17 protein-coding genes and 1 riboswitch are annotated in these 20979 nt (G+C 68.9%); of the genes, 13 read left to right on the top strand and 4 right to left on the bottom strand.

Annotation, left to right across the window (positions count from 1 at the left end):
- Window positions 1–13: 13 nt before the first annotated feature.
- Window positions 14–114, top strand: a riboswitch (TPP riboswitch).
- The gene (locus tag B7495_RS16085) at window positions 105–827 is read left to right on the top strand and encodes a hypothetical protein (protein WP_088458148.1); all 723 of its coding nucleotides are present in this window, start codon (window positions 105–107) and stop codon (window positions 825–827) included. (Overlaps the previous riboswitch by 10 nt.)
- Before the next feature lie 136 nt (window positions 828–963).
- On the opposite strand, the gene B7495_RS16080 is transcribed toward B7495_RS16085, so the two are convergent.
- The gene (locus B7495_RS16080; RefSeq protein ID WP_370028200.1) at window positions 964–1965 is read right to left on the bottom strand and encodes a formylglycine-generating enzyme family protein; all 1002 of its coding nucleotides are present in this window, start codon (window positions 1963–1965) and stop codon (window positions 964–966) included.
- A 159-nt stretch (window positions 1966–2124) separates the two neighbouring features.
- Here B7495_RS16080 and B7495_RS16075 point away from each other — a divergent pair, with 159 nt between their 5' ends.
- The 5 genes from B7495_RS16075 (at window position 2125) to narI (ending at window position 9840) form a co-directional block, all read left to right on the top strand.
- Entirely contained in the window at window positions 2125–2787 is a 663-nt protein-coding gene (locus tag B7495_RS16075) for a metalloregulator ArsR/SmtB family transcription factor (protein ID WP_088457469.1), read from the top strand.
- Window positions 2788–2963: 176 nt separating this feature from the next.
- Window positions 2964–6680 carry a nitrate reductase subunit alpha gene (locus B7495_RS16070; protein ID WP_240632517.1) on the top strand — a complete coding sequence of 1239 codons (3717 nt, stop codon included), beginning with the start codon at window positions 2964–2966 and terminating at the stop codon, window positions 6678–6680.
- Window positions 6681–8345 (top strand): nitrate reductase subunit beta, encoded by a 1665-nt coding sequence (gene narH / locus B7495_RS16065; protein WP_088457467.1) that lies wholly within the window; start codon window positions 6681–6683, stop codon window positions 8343–8345.
- A complete protein-coding gene (gene narJ / locus B7495_RS16060) occupies window positions 8342–9034 on the top strand; it encodes a nitrate reductase molybdenum cofactor assembly chaperone (protein WP_240632283.1) in 693 nt (230 codons plus the stop codon). The genes narH and narJ overlap by 4 nt, the downstream gene beginning before the upstream one ends.
- Complete coding sequence (gene narI / locus B7495_RS16055; RefSeq protein ID WP_088457465.1) at window positions 9031–9840, top strand: respiratory nitrate reductase subunit gamma; 810 nt, start codon at window positions 9031–9033, stop codon at window positions 9838–9840. The genes narJ and narI overlap by 4 nt, the downstream gene beginning before the upstream one ends.
- 140 nt (window positions 9841–9980) lie before the next feature.
- On the opposite strand, the gene B7495_RS16050 is transcribed toward narI, so the two are convergent.
- Together B7495_RS16050 and B7495_RS16045 are read right to left on the bottom strand one after the other, a co-directional pair.
- The gene (locus B7495_RS16050) at window positions 9981–11621 is read right to left on the bottom strand and encodes an HNH endonuclease signature motif containing protein (RefSeq protein ID WP_088457464.1); all 1641 of its coding nucleotides are present in this window, start codon (window positions 11619–11621) and stop codon (window positions 9981–9983) included.
- A 165-nt stretch (window positions 11622–11786) separates the two neighbouring features.
- On the bottom strand, window positions 11787–13112 hold the full coding sequence (locus B7495_RS16045) for an MFS transporter (RefSeq protein ID WP_088457463.1): 1326 nt from the start codon (window positions 13110–13112) through the stop codon (window positions 11787–11789).
- Window positions 13113–13292: 180 nt separating this feature from the next.
- Between B7495_RS16045 and moaA the strand changes: the two genes are divergently transcribed.
- Window positions 13293–14405: a GTP 3',8-cyclase MoaA gene (gene moaA / locus B7495_RS16040; protein WP_088457462.1), complete on the top strand. Its 1113-nt coding sequence runs from the start codon at window positions 13293–13295 to the stop codon at window positions 14403–14405.
- 44 nt (window positions 14406–14449) lie between these two features.
- A complete protein-coding gene (locus tag B7495_RS16035; protein ID WP_168195342.1) occupies window positions 14450–15157 on the top strand; it encodes a metalloregulator ArsR/SmtB family transcription factor in 708 nt (235 codons plus the stop codon).
- Window positions 15158–15213: 56 nt separating this feature from the next.
- Here B7495_RS16035 and B7495_RS16030 read toward each other — a convergent pair whose 3' ends face one another.
- Window positions 15214–15552 (bottom strand): non-heme iron oxygenase ferredoxin subunit, encoded by a 339-nt coding sequence (locus tag B7495_RS16030; RefSeq protein WP_088457460.1) that lies wholly within the window; start codon window positions 15550–15552, stop codon window positions 15214–15216.
- Between the two features lie 125 nt (window positions 15553–15677).
- Here B7495_RS16030 and B7495_RS16025 point away from each other — a divergent pair, with 125 nt between their 5' ends.
- From B7495_RS16025 to B7495_RS16005, 5 genes are all read left to right on the top strand, one after another.
- Complete coding sequence (locus B7495_RS16025; RefSeq protein ID WP_240632282.1) at window positions 15678–16004, top strand: DUF2249 domain-containing protein; 327 nt, start codon at window positions 15678–15680, stop codon at window positions 16002–16004.
- 27 nt (window positions 16005–16031) lie between these two features.
- Complete coding sequence (locus tag B7495_RS16020; protein ID WP_240632281.1) at window positions 16032–17240, top strand: hypothetical protein; 1209 nt, start codon at window positions 16032–16034, stop codon at window positions 17238–17240.
- Window positions 17237–19876 (top strand): multicopper oxidase domain-containing protein, encoded by a 2640-nt coding sequence (locus B7495_RS16015; protein ID WP_088457459.1) that lies wholly within the window; start codon window positions 17237–17239, stop codon window positions 19874–19876. The genes B7495_RS16020 and B7495_RS16015 overlap by 4 nt, the downstream gene beginning before the upstream one ends.
- Window positions 19873–20637 (top strand): Crp/Fnr family transcriptional regulator, encoded by a 765-nt coding sequence (locus B7495_RS16010; RefSeq protein WP_240632280.1) that lies wholly within the window; start codon window positions 19873–19875, stop codon window positions 20635–20637. Before B7495_RS16015 ends, B7495_RS16010 begins: the two co-directional genes overlap by 4 nt.
- Window positions 20638–20726: 89 nt before the next feature.
- Complete coding sequence (locus B7495_RS16005; protein WP_088457457.1) at window positions 20727–20966, top strand: heavy-metal-associated domain-containing protein; 240 nt, start codon at window positions 20727–20729, stop codon at window positions 20964–20966.
- Window positions 20967–20979: the final 13 nt, after the last annotated feature.

The following is a 20979-nucleotide window of genomic DNA, read 5'->3' as shown; positions in this document are numbered from 1 at the left end:
GGCCGCTAGGGTGGGACGCGACACGGGGTGCCTCCGCCGGATGCGGACGCTGAGATCCAAACCCGTCGAACCTGACTAGTTAGCACTAGCGAAGGGATGTCGCCATGAACGTTCACGCCGCCGAATCACGCGGGGATGCCGACCCGGATCTGCGGCCGGAGCCGGGCCGCACCGAACCGTTCAGCAGGCTGCTCTGGGCCGACATCGCCGAAACCCGCACCGCCATCGATGCGTTGCCCTTCATCGCGGAACTCGGCGACGGCAGCCTGTTCGCCGGCCACTTCGCCTACTACCTGGCCCAGGATGCCCTCTACCTCGCCGCGTACTCCCGGGTGCTGGCGCAGGCGAGCGTCCTGGCGCCCACCCCCGCCGAACGGGAATTCTGGGCTACCGGCGCCGCCAACTGCATCGAGGTGGAACTCGAGCTGCACCGCACCTGGCTGACCGGCCATGACACGCGCCCGGCGCCCGGCCCGGTGACCCGGTCCTACGTCGACCACCTGGTCGCGGTCAGCGCGGCAGGCAACTATGCGGTGCTGCTGGCCGCGGTCCTGCCCTGCTACTGGCTCTACGCGGATGTCGGCGAGCGCCTGCACGCCGGCTTCACGGCGAGCCGGCGCGACGCGGCGCATCCGTACGCCGACTGGCTGGAGACCTACGCCGACGAGGGGTTCGCGGCCGCGACCCGGCAGGCAATCCTGCTCACCGACACCGCGGCGGCCACCGCGACGGCCGTCGACCGGGCGCTCATGCGCGCCGTGTTCGCGCGGTCGGCGGCCCTTGAGTTGCTCTTCTTCGACGCGCCCCGGCTGCACGCGCCGGGGTAGCAGACCACAACCATCCGCACCCGCGGATGCATGACTCCTGCGATTCCCAGCCGCCGACCGGCGATCGCCCCGGAATGACGAGGCGGTCGGCCACGCCGGCGGAATCGAGCACGAGTTGTGCTTCGGCGGCGCCGGATCAGGTCAGCGCCACGGTGCGGAAGCCCACGTTGCCGGCCGCGGAATCCGCGGTGTTGGAGGCCCGAGCGGAGTTGCGATACCGGTTGCAATAGGAGTCGTGGCAGAGGTACGAGCCGCCGCGCATCGAACGCTGCTCGCCCGTCGCCGGGCCGGCCGGATTCTCGGCGGGGGAGTGCGCGTAATAGCCCTCCGCCCACCAGTCGGCGCACCACTCCCAGACGTTGCCCACGCTCTGCCAGAGGCCGTAGCCGTTCGGCGCGAACTCCCGCACCGGGGCGGTGCTGAGCCAGCCATCGGCCAGGGTGTTCACCGCGGGAAACCGGCCCTGCCAGATGTTGCAGCGCTGCCCTTCCTCCCACTCGTCGCCCCACGGGTAGCGCCGGCCGGCCAGCCCGCCGCGCGACGCGCACTCCCACTCGGCCTCGGTCGGCAGCCGTCGCCCCGCCCAGGCGCAGTAGGCCAGCGCGTCGTTCCAGCTCACCTGCACCACCGGATGCTCGGCCAGCCCGTCGAGCGACGAACGGGGGCCGGCCGGATGCGCCCAGTCCGCGCCGCGCACCCCCAGCCACCAGGGTGTCTGCGGGGGTTGGCCGACCACGTCATCGATGTCGGCCTGCAACGCGAGGTGGAACACCGCGGAGTAGCCGAACAGCTCCGACTCGGTGCGATACCCGGTATCGGCCACGAACCGGGCGAAGGCGGCGTTGGTGACCGTCGTCGTGTCGATGGAGAAGGCATCCAGCCGCACTTCGTGCACGGGGGTCTCGCCGTCGCCGGGATTGCCCGCGCCGTCGGCGTCGCCCATGGCGAAGACCTGCGCCGGCACCAGCGCCTGGTCGAGGTGATGCCGGACGAGTGAGCCGGGAGCGGCCGGTGCCGGGGGGAGCTGGGACATGGCTGTGCCCGGGGGTGCCTCCGCATCGTCTACGCCCACGGCCAGCCGGGCCTGGCGTATCACCTCGTGTGCGGGCGCGCAGCACCCGTGCTCATCCGTCGTCACGCGCAGACCCTAGCGCTCCTCCGTCGCCGCGACCACCCTGCCGGCGGGACCAGGCTCGCCCCTCCTGATGGCGACTCACGGCATCTGGCGAGTAGAAGCTGGCGCCCGATCAGGGGCAGGGGGTACCGCCAGATTGGACGGTGGCCCATACTGGGCTCCATGGTTCCCCGCTCCGCCCCGAGTTATCGCACGCTCGCCTCGATCAGCAGGATCACTTTGCTCCTGCACCTGCAGCGTCGCGGAACCATGACCGTCGGCGACCTCGCCGAGGCGGCCGGGCTGCATCCCAACACCGCCAGAGAACATCTGCAGCGCCTGGTCGACGATGGTTTCATCACCTGCCAGCCGGAGACCCGCGAGACCAAGGGTCGCCCCCGCATGCTCTACAGCGCGGCGGCCGGTTCCGCCGAGCCCGGTTCGGTGCGCGCGGCCAAGGCCGAAGCCGCACAGCGCCGCGGTGACCTCGTGCGGAGGCTCCTGCCCCTCGAAACCGTCGACACCTCCCCGCGCCAATGCCAGATGGACGCGCTCGACGACCACCTCGACGCCAGCGGCTTCGATTCCGACCACGACTCTGACGGCACCCACGTGCACCTGCACGATTGTCCGTACAGCGAGATGGTGAAGCTGCACCCCGAGGTGTGCACTGTGCACTTCGGCCTGATCAAGACGCTGCTCGAACAGACGGATGGCCCGCTGCGGGCCGACCGGCTGCATCCGTTGGTCGGGCCGGACATCTGCACCCTCGACCTGCTCGAGCGGGTCCTGGAGCCGGCCGCGGCGGTGCCGCCTGTGGTCATTTACGCTCCCGCTGATTATTAACGGCGTTTCCCGGTTGTAGCGGTTTTCCGCACTCGGGAGACTTGCGCAGAGGGCATCGCTGACCGTGGCGACGCCGGCAGCGCTAGGAGATCTTCGTGAAATCAGTCAAGAATTCTGTCTTTTCACGAAATGGCCGAGCCGGGGCCACATCCGCCAAACCCGGCAGCGACGGTCCCATCACCGACTCAATCCTCAACCTCGGCCGGTTCCTGCGCCGCGGTGAAACCTCCCCAGACCTGCGTTCGTTGTTCCTCGAGGGCGGCCGCGACGCCGACTCGTTCTACCGTGACCGCTGGACCCACGACAAGGAGGTGCGGTCCACCCACGGCGTGAACTGCACAGGCTCCTGTTCCTGGAAGGTGTACGTCAAAGACGGCATCATCACCTGGGAGACCCAGCAGACCGACTACCCCTCCGTGGGTCCGGACTCGCCAGAGTACGAGCCCCGCGGCTGCCCCCGCGGCGCCGCGTTCAGCTGGTACACCTACTCGCCCAACCGGGTGCGCTACCCCTACGTGCGCGGTGTGCTGCTCGAGCTGTACCGCGCGGCCAAGGCCCGCACCGGCGACCCGGTGCTCGCCTGGGCCGAGGTCACCGGCAACCCGGAGAGCGCCAAGGCGTACAAGAGTGCCCGCGGGCAGGGTGGCCTGGTGCGCGCCAGCTGGGACGAGGCCGCCGAGATCGTCGCCGCCGCCCAGGTGCACACCATCAAGAACTACGGACCCGACCGGATCGCCGGCTTCTCGCCGATCCCCGCCATGTCGATCGTCTCCCATGGAGTGGGCAACCGGTTCATCACCCTGCTCGGCGGCACCATGCTCTCGTTCTACGACTGGTACGCCGACCTGCCCGTCGCCTCCCCGCAGGTGTTCGGCGACCAGACGGATGTGCCCGAATCCGCCGACTGGTGGAACTCCAGCTATCTGATCATGTGGGGCTCGAACGTCCCGGTGACCCGCACCCCCGACGCGCACTTCATGGTCGAAGCCCGCTACCGCGGTCAGAAAGTTATCACCGTCTCGCCTGACTACGCCGACAACTCCAAGTTCGCCGACGAGTGGCTGGCCGTGCACCCCGGCACCGACGGCGCCCTGGCCCTGGCCATGGGCCACGTCGTGCTCAAGGAATTCCTCGTCGACCGGCGCACCCCGCAGTTCGTGGACTACATGAAGAAGTTCAGCGACTCCGCCTACCTGATCACCCTCACTCCGCGCGGCGACGCCTACGTGCCCGGTAAGTTCCTCACCGCGGATGCCCTGCCCGACACGGCCTCCACCGTCGCCAGCGCCACCTTCAAGCCCGTGCTGCTCGACCAGGTCGGCCACGCGGTCGTGCCCAACGGCTCACTCGGCCACCGGTTCAGCGAAACCGACGCCGGCAAGTGGAACCTCGACCTGGAGGGCGTCGACCCGCTGCTCTCCATCGCCGACAGCCCCGACCACGACGGCCGGAGCGCCGCCATCGACATGCCCCGCTTCGACGTCTCCGCCCTCACCGGCGAAGAGGGCGAGGAGCACACCGGCGGCGCCGGCGTCATCCGCCGCGGCGTGCCCGTGCGAATGGTAGCCGGCCAGCTGGTCACCACGGTCTTCGACCTGCTGCTGGCCCAGTACGGCGTCAGCCGCGACGAACTGAACCTGCCCGGCGTCTGGCCCACCGGCTACGACGACGCCTCCTCGCCCGGCACCCCCGCCTGGCAGGAGGAGATCACCTCCGTGCCGGCGCAGGCCGCGGCCCGGATCGGCCGGGAGTTCGCGCAGAACGCCGAAGACTCCGGCGGCCGCTCGATGATCCTGATGGGCGCAGGCACCAACCACTGGTTCCACTCCGACACCATTTACCGCGCCTTCCTCGCGCTGACCACCATGACCGGCTGCCAGGGCGTGAACGGTGGCGGGTGGGCGCACTATGTGGGTCAGGAGAAGGTGCGCCCGGTCACCGGCCAGGCGCAGTACGCCTTCGGCCTGGACTGGGTACGCCCGCCGCGCGCCATGATCGGCACCGCATTCTGGTATCTCGCCACCGACCAGTGGCGTTACGACGGCCTCAGCGCCGACACCCTCGCCAGCCCGTTGGCCACCGGCACCTTCACCGGACGCACCACGGCGGACTGCCTGGTCGAATCGGCCAAACGCGGCTGGATGCCCAGCTACCCCACCTTCAACCGCAACTCGCTCGACATCGTCGACGACGCCGATGCGGCCGGGGTCGCCCCGGCCCAGTACGTGGTCGATTCACTCAAGGACGGCAGCCTCGGCTACGCCTGCGAAGACCCGGATGCGCCGGAGAACTTCCCCCGGGTGCTCGTCGTCTGGCGGGCCAACATCCTCGGCTCCTCCGGCAAGGGCAACGAGTACTTCCTCAAGCACCTGCTCGGCGCCCAGAGCGCGGTGCGCGCCCCGGAATCCCCGGAGGAGAAGCGCCCGCACACCATGAAGTGGCATGAGTCGGCCCCGGAGGGCAAGCTCGACCTGATGGTCACCAGCGACTTCCGGATGACGTCCACAACCATCTACAGCGACGTGGTGTTGCCGCCGGCCACCTGGTACGAGAAGCACGACCTGTCCACCACCGACATGCACCCGTTCATCCACTCGTTCAACCCGGCTATCGACCCGCCGTTCCAGTCCAAGACCGACTTCGACATCTTCCACCTGCTGGCCCAGAAAGTGTCCGAGTTCTCCGAGACACACCTCGGTGTGCGCCGCGACCTCGTTGCCACGCCGCTGATGCACGACACCCCCGACGCCATGGCCACCCCGCACGGCATCGTGGTGGAGAATCCCGACCTGATTCCCGGCATCACCATGCCGCGGCTGGTCGTGGTGGAACGTGACTACCCGGCCTTCGCCGCGCAGCTCGGCTCCCTCGGCCCGCTCACCGCCAAGCTCGGCATGACCATCAAGGGCGTCAAATACGACCCCGACAAGGAAATCGAGTACCTCGGCACCAAGAACGGTCTCGTCGAGTCCGGACCGGCGGCCGGCCGGCCGAAGCTGGCCACCGACATCCACGCCTGCGAGATGGTGCTCGCCTTCTCCGGAACCACCAACGGGCGCCTCGGCACCCAGGGTTTCCGGCAGCTCGAGGAGCGCACCGGGCAGAAGCTCGCCCACCTGGCCAGCGACAACGAGGGGCGCCGGTTCACCTTCAAGGATGTGCAGGGCGCTCCGGTTCCCGTGCTCACCTCGCCGGAATGGTCGGGCAGCGAGCACGGCGGACGCCGCTACAGCGCCTTCACTATCAATGTCGAACACCTCAAACCGTGGCACACCCTCACCGGGCGGCAACATTTCTACCTCGATCATGACTGGATGATCGAGCTCGGCGAGCAGCTGCCGATCTACCGGCCGCCGTTGGACATGCACAGACTGTTCGACGACTCGGTCGTCGGCTCAACGAAGTCCACGGGCGCACCCGGCTCGAAGGGTCGCGCCGAGGTGGCCGTGCGCTACCTCACCCCGCACTCCAAGTGGTCGATCCACTCCGAGTACCAGGACAACCTGCTGATGCTCTCGCTCTCCCGGGGCGGACCGACCATCTGGATGTCGCCGCAGGACGCCGACAAGATCGGCGTGCGCGACAACGAGTGGATCGAGTCGTACAACCGCAACGGCGTTGTCGTGGCCCGGGCGATCGTCTCGCACCGGATGCCGGAGGGCACCGTGTACATGTACCACGCCAAAGACCGCACCATCAACGTGCCCGTCGCCGAGACCAGCGGACTGCGCGGTGGCACCAACAACTCGCTCACCCGCATCCTGCTCAAGCCCTCGCACCTGATCGGCGGCTACGCCCAACTTTCATTCGCTTTCAACTACCTCGGCCCGACCGGGAACCAACGCGACGAGGTCACCGTGATCCGTCGACGCAGCCAGGAGGTTGAGTACTAAATGCGCGTTATGGCTCAAATGTCGATGATCATGAATCTCGACAAATGCATCGGCTGTCACACCTGCTCGGTGACCTGCAAGCAGGTCTGGACCAACCGCACCGGCGTGGAGTACGCCTGGTTCAACAACGTGGAGACCAAACCCGGCGTGGGCTACCCGCGCCAGTACGAAGACCAGGAGAAGTGGAAGGGCGGCTGGGTGCGCACCAAGCGCGGCCGGCTGAAGCTCCGCGCCGGCGGTCGGCTGAGCAAGCTGCTGCACATCTTCGACAACCCCGACCTGCCCGTGATCGACGACTATTACGAGCCGTGGACCTACGACTACGACATGCTTACCACCGCGCCGGCCGGCACCCAGAGCCCGGTCGCGCGGCCGAAGTCGCTGCTGACCGGCAAGAACATGGACATCAAGTGGTCGGGCAACTGGGACGACAACCTCGGCGGCTCGCAGGAGACCGCCGCCGACGATCCCATCCTCGCCACCATGAGCGAGCACGTGAAGATGGAGTTCGAGAACACCTTCATGTTCTACCTGCCGCGTATCTGCGAGCACTGCCTCAACCCCGCCTGCGTCGCGGCGTGCCCCTCCGGCGCCATGTACAAGCGCGAGGAAGACGGCATCGTGCTTGTCGACGAGGACGGCTGCCGTGGTTGGCGCATGTGCGTCTCCGCCTGCCCCTACAAGAAGGTGTACTTCAATCACAAGACCGGTAAAGCCGAGAAGTGCACGCTCTGTTACCCGTTGATCGAACAGGGCAAGCCCACCATCTGCTCGGAGACCTGCGTGGGGCGGCTGCGCTACCTCGGCCTGATGCTCTACGACGCCGACGCTGTGCTCGCCGCCGCGTCGATCGAGAACGACCAGGATCTGCTGGATGCCCAGCGCGGGGTCTTCCTCGACCCGTTCGACCCCGAGGTCATCGCCGCGGCCAAGGCCGAGGGCATGGAAGACGACTGGATCCTCGCCGCGCAGAACAGCCCGATCTACAAGCTCATCGCCGAGTACAAGATCGCGCTGCCGCTGCACCCCGAGTACCGCACCATGCCCATGGTCTGGTACATCCCGCCGCTGTCCCCGGTGGTCGACGTGGTCTCCACCACACAAGCCGACAGTGAGGATGCCCGCACCCTGTTCGCCGCGATCGACCGGTTGCGCATCCCGGTGCAGTACCTGGCCGGCCTGTTCTCGGCCGGTGACGTGCGGCCCGTGGAGGCGTCGCTGAAAAAGCTCGCCGCCATGCGCTCCTACATGCGCGACATCAACCTGGGCCGGCCGGCGGACGAGCGCATCGCCCGCGCCGTCAACATGACCGGCGAGACCATGCAGGCCATGTACCGGCTGCTCGCCATCGCCAAGTACGAGGACCGTTACGTGATCCCCAAAGCTCACGTGGAGACCGCCCGCGAACTCGACGAGCTGGCCTGCTCGCTCGACACCGACGGCGGACCCGGCATGGGTGGACCGGGCCAGAACGCCGGACCGTTCGGCCAGGAGCCCGGCATGCCGCTGGCCGGCACCGTATCCAACTACAACGAGATGACCGGCAAGGGCGGCGAGAAGACCAAGCCCACCACCCCGGGCCGGGTCAACCTGCTCAACTGGACCGGCGGCACGGTGCCGCCGGGCATGTTCCCGCCCAAGCCGAGCCCGGAGGCCACCGCATGAGAATGCCCAAGCTCGCCCCCCGGCGGGTGGCCGCTCTCGCGCTCGACGATCAGGACCGGCGCATCGCGCACATGGCGGCGTCCCTGTTGCTGGACTACCCGGACGAGGAGCGCCGCGCCAAATTCGCGGTCGTCGCCGCGTCGCTGGGCGACCTGCCGGATGCGTTGCGCGCCGCGTTCGCCGCGTTCCTCGCCGCCGCCGACGAGCTGAGCCAGCAGCAGCTCGAGGTGCACTTCACGGCCACCTTCGACCTCAAGCGCAAGTGTTGCCCATACCTGAGCTACTACGCCGCCGGCGACACCCGCCGGCGCGGCATGGCGCTGGTGCGGTTCGTCGAGGCGTACCGGGCCGCCGGCTGGGAGGTCGACGCCGACGAGCTGCCCGATTACCTGCCGATGGTGCTCGAATTCTCCGCGCTCTCCGATTCGCCGATCGCCGGTCAGCTGCTTTCCTCGCACCGGGACGGTATCGAGGTGCTGCGTGCGGCGCTCGAGAAAGTCAACAGTCCCTACGCGCACCTCGTCGAAGCGGTCTGTCTGTCGCTGCCGCCCATCGACGATGAGACTCGCAAGCGTTACCTGGACCTCGTCAACGAGGGCCCGCCCACCGAGACCGTCGGCATGACCTACCTCGGCAATCTCAAACCGTTTTCCGCGCATGGCGCGTCCAGTGAGGAAGTACGCCGATGACCCCGCTCGATTACCTGTTGTGGGTGGCGTTCCCCTACATCGCCGCCGCCACCTTCGTGGTCGGCCACATCCTGCGCTACCGGTTCGACCAGTTCGGCTGGACCTCCCGCTCCAGCCAGACCTACGAGAACCGGCTGCTGCGCTGGGGTTCGCCGATGTTCCACTACGGCATGATCATGGTGATCGGTGGCCACGTGGTGGGCCTGTTCATCCCCAAGCCATGGCTGGAGTTCTTCGGCGTCACCGAGCACATCTACCACCTCGGGGCCACCTGGATGGGCAGCGTCGCGGCGGTGCTGACCATCGCCGGGCTGATCATCCTGATCATCCGCCGGCGCCTGGTCACCCGGGTGCGCCTGGCCACCACGGTGATGGACAAGGTGATGTACATGTTCCTCGGCGGCACCATCGTGTTCGGCACCGTCGCCACCGTGCTGCACCAGGTGCTCGGTGCTGGCTACGACTACCGCGGCTCGATCTCGCCGTGGATCCGCAGCCTGTGGGGCCTGCAACCCGACCCGTCGCTGATGAGCGACGTGCCGTTCTTCTTCCAACTGCACGTGCTCACCGCCACCGCGTTGTTCCTGCTCTGGCCGTTCACCAGACTGGTGCACGTGTTCTCCGCCCCGATCGGCTACATCTGGCGGCCCTACGTGATCTACCGCTCTCGCGACACGCACAAGGGCTCCGGCGCCCGCCCGGTGCAGCGCGGCTGGGAGAAGGCCGAGCTCCCGAACGTGCGGGTCTCTCCGCGCGCCGACGAGCCCGCCCGTCCCTCCCGCTCGCGCACCAACATCCGCCGCTAACACCCCTCGTCGTCGGCCGAGCTCCTCGAGGCCTGGCGAGGTGTGTGCGGGGCGGTTCCCGCCGCGTTGGTCGAGTGTGTCGAGACCTGGTGAGGTGAGTCGCGAACGCGCCCCGGGTCGGGGGATCTCAGCGAGCTCGATCAGCGGCTGGGGCTTAGGTGCGTCGTGGCTGGGTTGCGGCCGGGCATCTCGATGAGTGTTTGGCCGGGGTCGATGGTTGTGGGTGGGCGGAGCCAGTAGCGGCCGGTGTTTTCGAAGATCTGCCAGTGCTGGTTGTGGAGCAGCAGGTGGTGGGCGGGGCAGAGCAGGATGCCCTGGTTGATGTCGGTTGTGCCGTGGTCTCTGAGCCAGTGTTCGATGTGGTGGGCTTCGGTGAACGCCGGTGGGCGGTCGCAGCCGGGCCACCGGCAGCCGCCGTCGCGGGCGGCGAGGGCCCGGCGTTGGGCCCGGTTGAACAGGCGTTGTTCGTGGCCGAGGTCCAGGGGCCGGTTGAACTCGTCGACGGTGATCTCAACACGTCCCGAGTCGCAGATGAGGCGTTCGATGGTTTCGGGGGAGACCGGGGCGTTGTTGCCCTCGATGTAGCCGTGCCCGGTTTGGCCGGTAAGGGAGATCAGGATGTTGTCGGCGGCGGGTTCGCCGGCGTTGGCCGGTTCTGCCGGTTCTGCCGGTCCTGCCGGTTTCGCGGGCGCTGCGGGCCGGGCCGTCGGGGTGGCGGTGGTGAGGATCTGCACGGCGGGGCGGCGGCCGCCGAGCATCTCGTTGGGGTTGATGGTGGTGCCGGCTTTGAGGAGGTCGAGGAAACCGTCGCAGGTGATTTGGCTGGTGTTGCGGGGGTCGTTCTTGACGCGTTTGGCCCAGGCGGCGCGTGCGGTGTCGACGAAGCGCACGCCGCCGCGACGGGGGCTGGTGAGACTGTCGAAGGTGGCTTTGATGAACTCGCCCTGTTCCGGCGGGAAGAGCCCGTCGATGCGGACCTGGCCGGTGTTCAGGGTCCAGATGCGCAGGTAGCGGTCGTCCCAGGCTTTCTGTTCCCGTACCCTAATGCCGGCCTCGTCGAGGCTGTCGCGCGTCTGCCGGGCCCGTTTGAGGAGCTGGTCCACGTCCATCGCCGCGGCGTCGGCGAGCAGCCCGGCGAGGGCGTCGGCGAGGACCGGGCCGGTGACGACGGTATCGATGTCGCCCAGGCCGGTGCGTAGGGCGTGCGCGGCATCGATCGAGAGGGTGCCGCCGGTCACGGCGTGCGAGATCGGTGCGTGCCACGGCATCGGCGCCGGCAGCGGAACGACCGGAGCGACCCCGTCGTGGCCGTCGACCCCGTCGACCCCGTCGAGCCCATCAGGGATGTCCGGGTCCAGCGCCCCCTCGAGTAGCCGGCGGGCCGCTTCGGCGTCGATCGCGGCGGCCTGCGCTTGGGCGTCTTCGACCTCGGCGAGCATCCGGCCCACCCCCACGAGCTTGCGGGACTCGACCTTGCTGGTGCCGGTCAGCTTCTGAATCAACCCCTCGGGATTGAGGAAGCCCTGCTGCGCAGCCAGACCGGACTGGCCCAGCTCCCATCGGGACCGCTGGGCCAGGGTCTTCGCCAGCCACGCCTTGCGGGTGTCCAGCTCGCGTTGGGCCCGGGCCAGGGTCTGCTGACCGGACAGGACAGCGGCATCCGTGAGCTTGTCGTAATCGACACTGCAAGAGCCCAGTCGGGCCACGTCGACCGCCGCATCCACCAGCCCATCGCCGCGGGAAGCGGCGAAGATGTCTGCGATACTCGACTGGTTTGTCATGCCCCGAATCTAGCCCGAATACGAAGCTTTGTGTGAGCAAATATCAAATTGTGGATAACCTCTTCGCCCGTCGGCCGTCGGGCCAGGCCCGCCACGAAACACCGCCCCCACCAGCCCCGCCGGGCATCCCGCCGGGGACATGGCGGGGGTGAGGGGGCGGAGGGGCTAGCCGGGGTAGGGGGCGTTGGGACGGGCGTAGAAGATCCAGGCCAGGACCGTGCAGAAGACGCAGAACACGGCGCAGCCGATGAAGAACGCTGTCGGGCTGATCGCCGTGAGCGCGATGCCCACGATGAACGGGCCGAACGCCGCGATCGCGGAGGTCCAGGCGATGGCGCCGCCGGCCTGGCGTTTGGGGAATATCATCGGCATCTGCTTGAAGGTGCCGCCGTTGGCCAGACCCGCGAAAAAGAAGATGATCAGCATCCCGGTGAGGAAGCCCCAGAACTCGCCGACACTCGACGGGGTGAGGAAGAACGCGGTCAGAACCGTGCCCACCACCATGCCGGCACCGCCGACGAAGGTGAAGACCGCGCCGCCGAACTTGTCGCAGAACGGGCCGCTGGCCGCTCGCACGGCGGCTCCCACGACAGGGCCGATGAACGCGAATGCCAACGGGTTGGGTGCATCCGGGAAGTCGCCGTAGACGTTGAGGATGATCAGGCCCATCTGGGCGGCCAGGCCGCTGTATGCGCCGAAGCTCATCAGGTAGATGGCGGTCATGATCCAGGTGTGCTTGATCTTGAAGATGTCCACCTGCTGCGCGAAGTTGGCCGTGATGGGCACCCGGCGCAGATACAGGATCGAGAGCACCATCGCGAGCAGAGCCCAGGGGATGAGCACCAGTCCACCATTGTGCAGCCAGACCAGTTCGCCGTTCGCGCTGGACTGCGGGGTGAGGGCCGCCGTGCCGAGCAGACCGAAACCGACAACCCAGGGCAGCAGAAGCTGGATGAGGCCGATACCGAAGTTACCCAGTCCCGCCTGCAGCCCGAGCGCGGTGCCGGCCAGGCGCTTGGGGAAGAAGTAGCTGGTGGAGGCCATCAGGCCGGAGAACGCGCCGCCGCCGATGCCGGCCGAGAACGACAGGCAGAGCAGCACCCAGAACGGGGTGGAGGTGTCGCGTACGGCGAGGGTCCAGCCGAGCATCGGCAGGATCAGTAGCCCGGACGACATCGCCACCAGGTTGCGGGTGCCCATGATCGGCGGCAGGAACATGAAGACCAGCCGCAGGATGCCGGCGGCCAAGCCGGGCAGGGCTACCAGCCAGTACAGCTGGCCGGGCGTCAGCGAGTAGCCGATGTCGTTCAGTCGCGGCGCGATCGCGCTCACCAGGTACCAGGAGGCGAACGCGAGCGTCAGGCTGAAGGTGGTGATCCAGAGCGTGCGCCAAGCGAGCTTGGAGTCCCACGTCTCTTCGTTTTCCGGGTCCCAGTTGGACAGGTCCGGTTCGAGGCGGCTGCTGACGGCGGTGGAAGCGGCGGCTGACATGAAAGCTCCTGGTTTCCGGTCGGATGAGAGCGCACCTGCTGGTGCGCTCAAGGTCAGCCTGACCGTCGCCGAAGGCCCCGACAACGAGCGAACACCGTGAAAAATGATCCGTGCCCGCCGCGGCCGCTGCGACCGGACACGATGCGGCGAACCCGAACCGTTCGGGGTTAGGGTCGGTGTATGTCCGGCGTACCGATTCCCGTGCGCGTCATCGAGCCGCTGGCCGGTGATGTGCCGCTCGGGCCTGCCCCGGCCCCGGATACCCAGCTCGTCGACACCCTCGGTCGCCCGCTGCACGACCTGCGCCTCTCGGTCACCGACCGGTGCAACTTCCGCTGCGTGTACTGCATGCCCAAGGAGATCTTCGGCAAGGACTTCGCCTTCATGCCCCGCGACGAGATGCTCTCGTTCGAGGAGATGACCCGGCTGGCGCGTATCTCGGTGGCGCACGGGGTGGAGAAGATCCGGCTCACCGGCGGCGAACCGCTGCTGCGCAAGGGCCTCGAAGAGCTCATCGCAATGCTCGCCGCCCTCCGCACCCCGGCGGGCCGGCCCGTGGACATCGCCCTCACGACCAACGGTTCCGCCCTGGCGATGAAGGCGCAGGCGCTCAAGGATGCCGGCCTCAAGCGCGTGACTGTCTCCCTCGACTCCCTCGACGACACCACCTTCCGCACGATGAACGACGTCAACTTCCCGGTCGCCCGCATCCTGGCCGGCCTCGACGCCGCCCACGCCGTCGGCCTGGGTCCCATCAAGATCAACATGGTCGTCAAGCGCGGCCAGAACGACCACGACATCGTCAACATGGCCCGGCATTTCAAGGGCACCCCCTACATCCTGCGATTCATCGAGTTCATGGACGTGGGCACGAGCAACGGCTGGGACATGGCCGCCGTGCTGCCGTCCAGTGAGGTGCGTGACCGCATCCACGCCGAACTGCCGTTGCAGGAAGTGGCGCCCAACTACACCGGCGAGACCAGCCGTCGTTGGCGGTACGTCGACGGCGAGGGCGAGATCGGCCTGATCTCCAGCGTCACCCAGTCGTTCTGCCACACCTGCTCCCGCGCTCGGGTCTCCACCGACGGCAAGCTGTTCACGTGCCTGTTCGCCAGCGGCGGCCATGACCTGCGCGCGCTGCTTCGCGATGGCAGCAGCGACGAGCAGCTCTCGGCCGCGATGGGTTCCATCTGGCGGCAGCGCACCGACCGGGCCTCCGCATTGCGCAGCGCCCAGACCGGAGCGGTGCGCTCCTCCGGCACGAAGATCGAGATGTCCTACATCGGCGGATGATCGCCGCCCGGTCCGGTTTAACCGCACGCTGCTACTCTAAAATCATGGTTTCGACCGATCAGAGTGACGCCAGGCACGCGGCCCTGGCCAGTGAGCCGCGCCGCCGGGTGCTGGGCCTGCTCACCGCTGCCGCCGAGCCGCTGGACGCCGTCACCGTCGCCGCGGGCATCGGCCTGCATGTCACCACCGCCCGGTTCCACCTGGAGCAGCTCGAGGCCGCGGGACTGGTCGAGCGCCAGGTGGCCAGGGATGGCCAGCGTGGCCGCCCGCACGTGCTGTTCAGCCCGGTGGCGGCGCCGCTGCCCGTCGAAGATGCCCAACTGCAGCTCACCCAGGCCCTCGCCTCGGTGATCGGCGAGGACGCCGACGGCGGTCGCGCCCGCTCGGTGCGCGCCGGCGAGCGCTGGTCGGCGCAGTACGCGGCCGGGGCGGATGCCGCCGATCCGGTCGACCTGGTGGGCACCCCGTCCGCCGCCTCGGCCGGAACCGACATGGTGCCTCCGTTGCTGCGGGTGCTCACCGAGATCGGCTTCGAGCCTCAGCTGCGCGCAGACGAGAACACCATCGCGCTGCCGGCCTGCCCGTTCCGGGCCGAGGCGCGCGCCAACCCCAATGTGGTCTGCTCGGTGCACCTGGGCCTGATCCAGGGCCTGGTGCGGGAGCGAGGGCACGACGCGTCCGCCATCCGCCTGCTCCCGTTCGTGCAGCCCGACCTCTGCCTCGTGGAGTTACCTCCGGGTCTCGCGGACTGAGGGAAATGCCCCCAGTGCGGGCCGAAGTCGGTGCTTTTCTCACAGTTCGCGAACTGTCACCCCATGTAGGAGGACACGTCGACCTGCGCGGTTACGTCCACGTAGACGTCGCCGTCGACGATGGTGAGCGGGTAGACCGGCACCGGCTCTGAGGCCGGCAGGGTGCGGGCCCGCCCGGTGGACAGCTCGAACCGGCCGCCGTGCGCCCAGCACTCCAGGTCGTCGCCCTCGACGAAGCCGTCGGAGAGGGAGATGTCGGCGTGCGAGCACATGTCGCCGAGCGCGAAGCAGTTTCCGGCGCTGTCTTTCACCAGGGCGACCGCCACACCGTCGACCATCACCTTGATCGCCTCGCCGAGCTCGAGCTCGGATTCCGCGCACACCCTGGTTGCCATCTGTTTCTCGTTCCTGCCGATTCTTCTTGCGGCCTGGGCCGATGGGACGAACGTCCCGATTAAAAGGATAGACATCCTCTAAAGTGACTCACTAGGGTCATTCGACCCGGCGAAGGAGAATTTCTGTGACTGCCGAACCGATCAACCTCTCATCCAGCCGCCCCGGTGCCGTGGATGTCGAAGCCCCCGCCGGGCATGCCTGCGCCTGTGGACACGAGGACACCGAGAAGATCGTCCTCGACTCCCGCACCATCCCGCACGCCATCCGCCACGCCACGATCTTCGGAGCCCTCGGCGCCATCCAGCCCGGCTTCGCCCTCGACCTGATCGCCTCGCACAACCCGCTGCCGCTGCTCGGCCAGCTCGAGAGCAGCCGCCCCGGCGACTTCGTCGTCTCGTACCTCGAGAACGGCCCCGAAACCTGGACCATCCGCCTCACCCGCGCCAACTAGCCGGCACCTGCCCGCCTGCCGCCGCCGATGACCACGCTCAGCCCCCTCCGCCGCACCGGCAGCGCCCTGCGCGGCACCGGCCCGGCGGCACGGCCGAAGGTCACCGGCCGGTTGGTCTTCCTGCTCCTCGGCGGCATCGCCCTGCTCGCCGGCCTCGACGGCGCCCTGCTGCTGCTCGGCCTGGCGGCTCCGGTCGACAGCGCGCGGCTCGGTGCGGTGCACGGGCCGCTGATGGTGTTCGGCTTCGTCGGCACCGTCGTCGTGCTCGAGCGGGCCGTGGCCGTGCGCCGCGGCTGGGCGTACCTCGCCCCTGGCCTGCTCGGCGCCGGCGGCCTGGCCCTCATCTCGCCGCTGCCGGTGGTCGTGGGCCAGGTCGCCCTCGTCGCCGGTTGCACCGTGCTGCTGGCCATCTACGCCGAGATCTGGCGCAGGCAGGGGTCGGTGTCCACCGCTGTGCAGGTGCTCGGCGCCGTCGCCGGGCTGATGGCCACGGTGTTGTGGCTGCGCGGTATCGGCATCCCGCAGCTCGCGCCGCTGCTCATCCTCTACCTCGTGCTCACCATCGCCGGCGAGCGCCTCGAGCTGTCCCGCATCTCGCCCGCCGTGAACCGTCGAGCCGAACAGTGGATGCTCGGCATCAGCCTCTCCCTCAGCTTCGGCTCGGTCATCGCCCTGGTCTGGCCGATCGCCGGCTACCCCCTCCTGGGCGCCGGGATGCTGGCGCTGGTGGCCTGGCTGTTCCGCCACGACATCGCCACCCGCATGGTGCGCTCGGTCGGGCTGCCCCGCTACATGGCCTGGTGCCTCCTGGCCGGCTACGGCTGGCTCGTCGTGGTGGGCGGCATCTGGCTTCTGAAGGGCCCGGTCTACTCCGGCCCCGGCTACGACGCGATGATGCACGCCGTGTTCCTCGGTTTTGTGATGTCGATGATCATGGCTCACGCCCCCACCATCCTTCCTGCCGTGCTGCGCCGACCGCTGCCCTACCGACCGATCATGTACCTGCCGGCCGGGCTGCTGCACGCCTCGCTGCTGGCCCGGGTCCTGTTCGGTGACGCCTACGGTGTGCCGGCCCTGGTGCAGTGGGGCGGCGTCTTCAACATCGTCGCGGTGCTGCTGTTTGTACTGATCGCCGTGGTCTCGGTGCTGCGCGGCAGCACCGTGTTGCCCGCGCGAGCAGCAACGCGCAGTACCGCCGTGCCGCCGGCACCCTCCCCGCGAGGCTCGCTCTTATGAAGGACAAGCTCTGGCACATCGTCTCGGGCATCCTGGTGCCGGCCTGGCTGGTCGCCGCGGTGGTCTTCACCTTTTTGCACCGCCTGGTGCCGTCATCGGGGTGGTTGCTCGTGCACCTGCTGCTGCTCGGCGCGGTGAGCACCGCCATCCTGATCTGGAGCCAGCACTTCGCCGACACCCTGTTGCGACGCAAGGCCCTCGGCCACCGGGTTTCGCTGGGGCTGCGGCTGAGCGTCCACACCGTGGGCGCGACCCTGGTGATGACGGGCATGGTCATCGACGGGTACCCGCTGGTGCTGGTCGGCGGCATCCTGGTGGGCCTGAACGCGATCATTCACGCCATCGTGATCGTCGGCCAGTCCCGCGGCGCGATGCCGGGCCGGTTCGCCCCGCTGGTGCGCTACTACGTAGCCAGTGCGCTGATGCTGGCCGCCGGCGTGGTCCTGGGCATCCTGATGGCCAGGCTCGACGGTGGCGGTGAGGACTACGAACGCCTCTTCATCGGGCACCTCGGCCTCAACCTACTGGGCTGGGTGGGCCTGACCGTGATCGGCACCATCGCCCTGCTTTGGCCCACGGTGCTGCACACCCGCGTGGAGGGCGCCACGCTCGCCGGCGGGCACACCCTGATGGTGCTCGTGGGCGCCCTCGGTCTGCTCGCCCTCGGTTGCCTGGCCGACCTGCGCCTGATCGTGGCCCTGGGCGTGCTGGTCTACCTGGCCGGGCTGGGCCGGGTGCTCTGGGAGGCCGTCGGCCACCTGCGCCGCGCGCCCGCGGTCACCTTCGCGGCGTGGAGCCTCGGCGCCGCGATGGTCTGGTTCGCGCTCTGCACCCTCGGTTTCGGCCTGCAGCTGGTACTCGCCCCGAGCTGGACCGCGGCCGCCGCCGGCGTGGAAACCCTGGTGCCCTACTTTGCGGTCGGCTTCGCCGCCCAGATCCTGCTCGGCGCCCTGAGTCACCTGGTGCCCGTGGTGCTCGGCGGCGGCCCGCCCGCCCTCAAGGCCACCGCGGCCGAACTCGACCGCGGCGGCCTGGTCAGGGTCGTCCTCGTCAACGGTGCCCTCGTCCTCTCGCTCCTGCCGGTTTCCAGCACCATTACCGTGCTGCTGTCGGTGCTGACCGTGGGCACCCTGGCCAGTTTCCTGGTGCTGTTCACCCTGGCCCTTCGCACCAACCGTCGGGTACGCGCCCTCCCGCTGGTGCGGATCGCGCCGGGCGAACGCACCGCGCCGACCGAGCGACCCCGCAGCACCGGACGGATGCTCGCGGCCGCGACCGTGCTGCTGCTCACGGTGACCGCGGGCATCGTGGCCGACCCGGCCTCAATCGGCCTGTCGACCATGGCCGCCCCGGCCGCCGGCACGGCCGCCGCCGCGACCGGGCACACCACCACGGTGGCGGTGAACATGGTGGACACCCGCTTCGTACCCGACCGCATCGAGGTGCCGGTCGGTGACGAACTGGTGATCGAACTCACCAATAGCGATGACATGGTGCACAACCTGGTGCTCGAGTCCGGGCTGGTCTCCTCGTCGCTCGACCCTGGCGCCACCGAGACCGTGGCAGTGGGCGTGATCGGCGCGAGTGTGGACGGCTGGTGCTCGATCGCCGGACACCGGCTGCTGGGCATGGAGATCAGCATCATCGCGGTGGGCGGCGGCAGCGCCACTGACGACATGACCGCGGATGACATGGCCGCGGCTGACTCCGGCCACGCCGGCCACGGCGCGGCCGCGACGGGGGCATCCGCCGCCGACGACCTCGACCCGATGGCTGAACCCGACGCCGATTTCCAGGCGAGGGACGCCGCACTGCCGCCCGCCGCATCCGCCACCGTGCACCGGCAGACCCTGACCGTGCGCAATGTGGAGACCGAGGTGGCCCCGGGGGTCACCCAGATGCTGTGGACCTTCAACGGCACCGCGCCCGGCCCCACTCTGCGCGGCACTGTGGGCGACGTGTTCGAGATCACCCTGGTGAACGAGGGCACGATGGGGCACTCCATCGACTTCCATGCCGGCGACGTCGCCCCGGATGAGGTGATGCGCACCATCCAACCCGGCGAGAGCCTGGTCTATACGTTCACCGCCACCCGGTCCGGCATCTGGCTGTACCACTGCTCCACCATGCCCATGTCGGTGCACATTGCCAACGGCATGTTCGGTGCCGTCATCATCGACCCGCCCGGGCTGGCCGAGGTGGATCGGGAGTACCTCGTCGTGCAGTCCGAGCTCTACCTCGGCACGCAGGGCGGCGAGGTCGACGACCTCAAGGTCGAGGCGCAGACCCCAGACCTGGTCGTCTTCAACGGTTACGCCAACCAGTATGCCGCCCGCCCTCTCGCGGCCCGGGTGGGTGAGACCGTTCGCGTCTGGGTGCTGGCTGCCGGACCCAACGTGGGCAGCGCCTTCCACGTCGTCGGCGGCCAGTTCGATACCGTTTATAAGGAGGGCGATTACACGCTCAAAGACGGCGGCAGCACCGGAACCGGCGGCTCCCAGGTGCTCGACCTCGCCGCGGCGCAGGGCGGGTTCGTGGAGCTCACCTTCGGCCAGGCCGGTCACTACCCGTTCGTGAGCCACGTCATGTCGGATGCCGAGAAGGGTGCCCGCGGCATCCTCGAGGTGCTCCCGTGAGTGAGGCCCGGCGGTCGGTGCCGCTGCGCTCGGTACCGTTGCGCAGCACCTGCGGTCGCCCGCACCCGTGCCCGCCCTCGATGCAACTGCGGATCCTGGAGCAGATCGGCCTCTTCCACGGCCTGTCCGGCACTGAGCTGGCCTCGATCGGCGCACGGATCCAGTCGCTGGGCTGGTCGGCCGGCGAGGCCGTGTTCACCGCAGGCGACCCCGCCGAGCACGTCTACCTGCTCGCGGCCGGCCAGGCGAAGGCCTTCCGCACCACCCCGACGGGCCAGCGCACCAGCCTCGACTTCTTCGGGCCCGGCGACGTGCTCGGCGGCCTCACCTGGGCGGGCCGCAGCGGATACACCGAGACGGCCGTCGCCCTGGTCACCACCTGCGCCCTCCGCATCGACGCGGGCGCCTTCCGCGAGGTGATGCTCGCGCATCCGTCGGTGGCTCTCGGCGTGCTCGACGTGGTCTCGGACCGTCTCGCCCGCGCCCGCTCCACCGAGCAGCAGCAGGCCTCCAACACCGTCACCGAACGGGTGGCGGCCGGCCTGCTCCGCCTGGCCGACACCTTCGGTGTGCCGGGTGACGAGCCCGGCGCGACCCTCATCCAGCTGCCCCTGACCCGGGCCGACCTGGCCGCCATGGCCGGCACCAGCGCCGAGTCGGTGTCCCGCACGATGAGCCGGCTCCGCCGCGACGGGCTGATCGACTCGGGTCGGCGTTGGACCGCTGTGCTCGACCGGACCGGTCTGCTCGCGGCAAAGTGACGGCCGTCATGGTCGCCGCCCGGCAGCCTCCGTAACGTCGTTAATGCCCCGGTCAACCGGGGTGCACGGCACACCGAAAGGCACCCATCATGACCACCCTCACCTCACCCAGCACCCACACCATCCTGCGGGCCGACGGCTTCTCCTGCCCCTCCTGCGTCGCCAAGATCGAGAAGCTGATCGGTCGACTGGCCGGCGTCATCGGCGTCGCCGTGTTCTTCTCCTCCGCCCGCATCGAGATCGACCACGACCCGGCCGTCGTGAGCACGGATGCCCTCATCGCCGCGGTCGGCAAGGCCGGCTACCCCGCCCGCCTGGCCGCGTTCTGACCGGCCAAGCTGG

The sequence above is a fragment of the Cryobacterium sp. LW097 genome (assembly GCF_002205495.2).
In the GTDB taxonomy this organism is placed as follows: domain Bacteria; phylum Actinomycetota; class Actinomycetes; order Actinomycetales; family Microbacteriaceae; genus Cryobacterium; species Cryobacterium zongtaii.
This window is presented reverse-complemented; position numbering and strand designations above follow the sequence as displayed.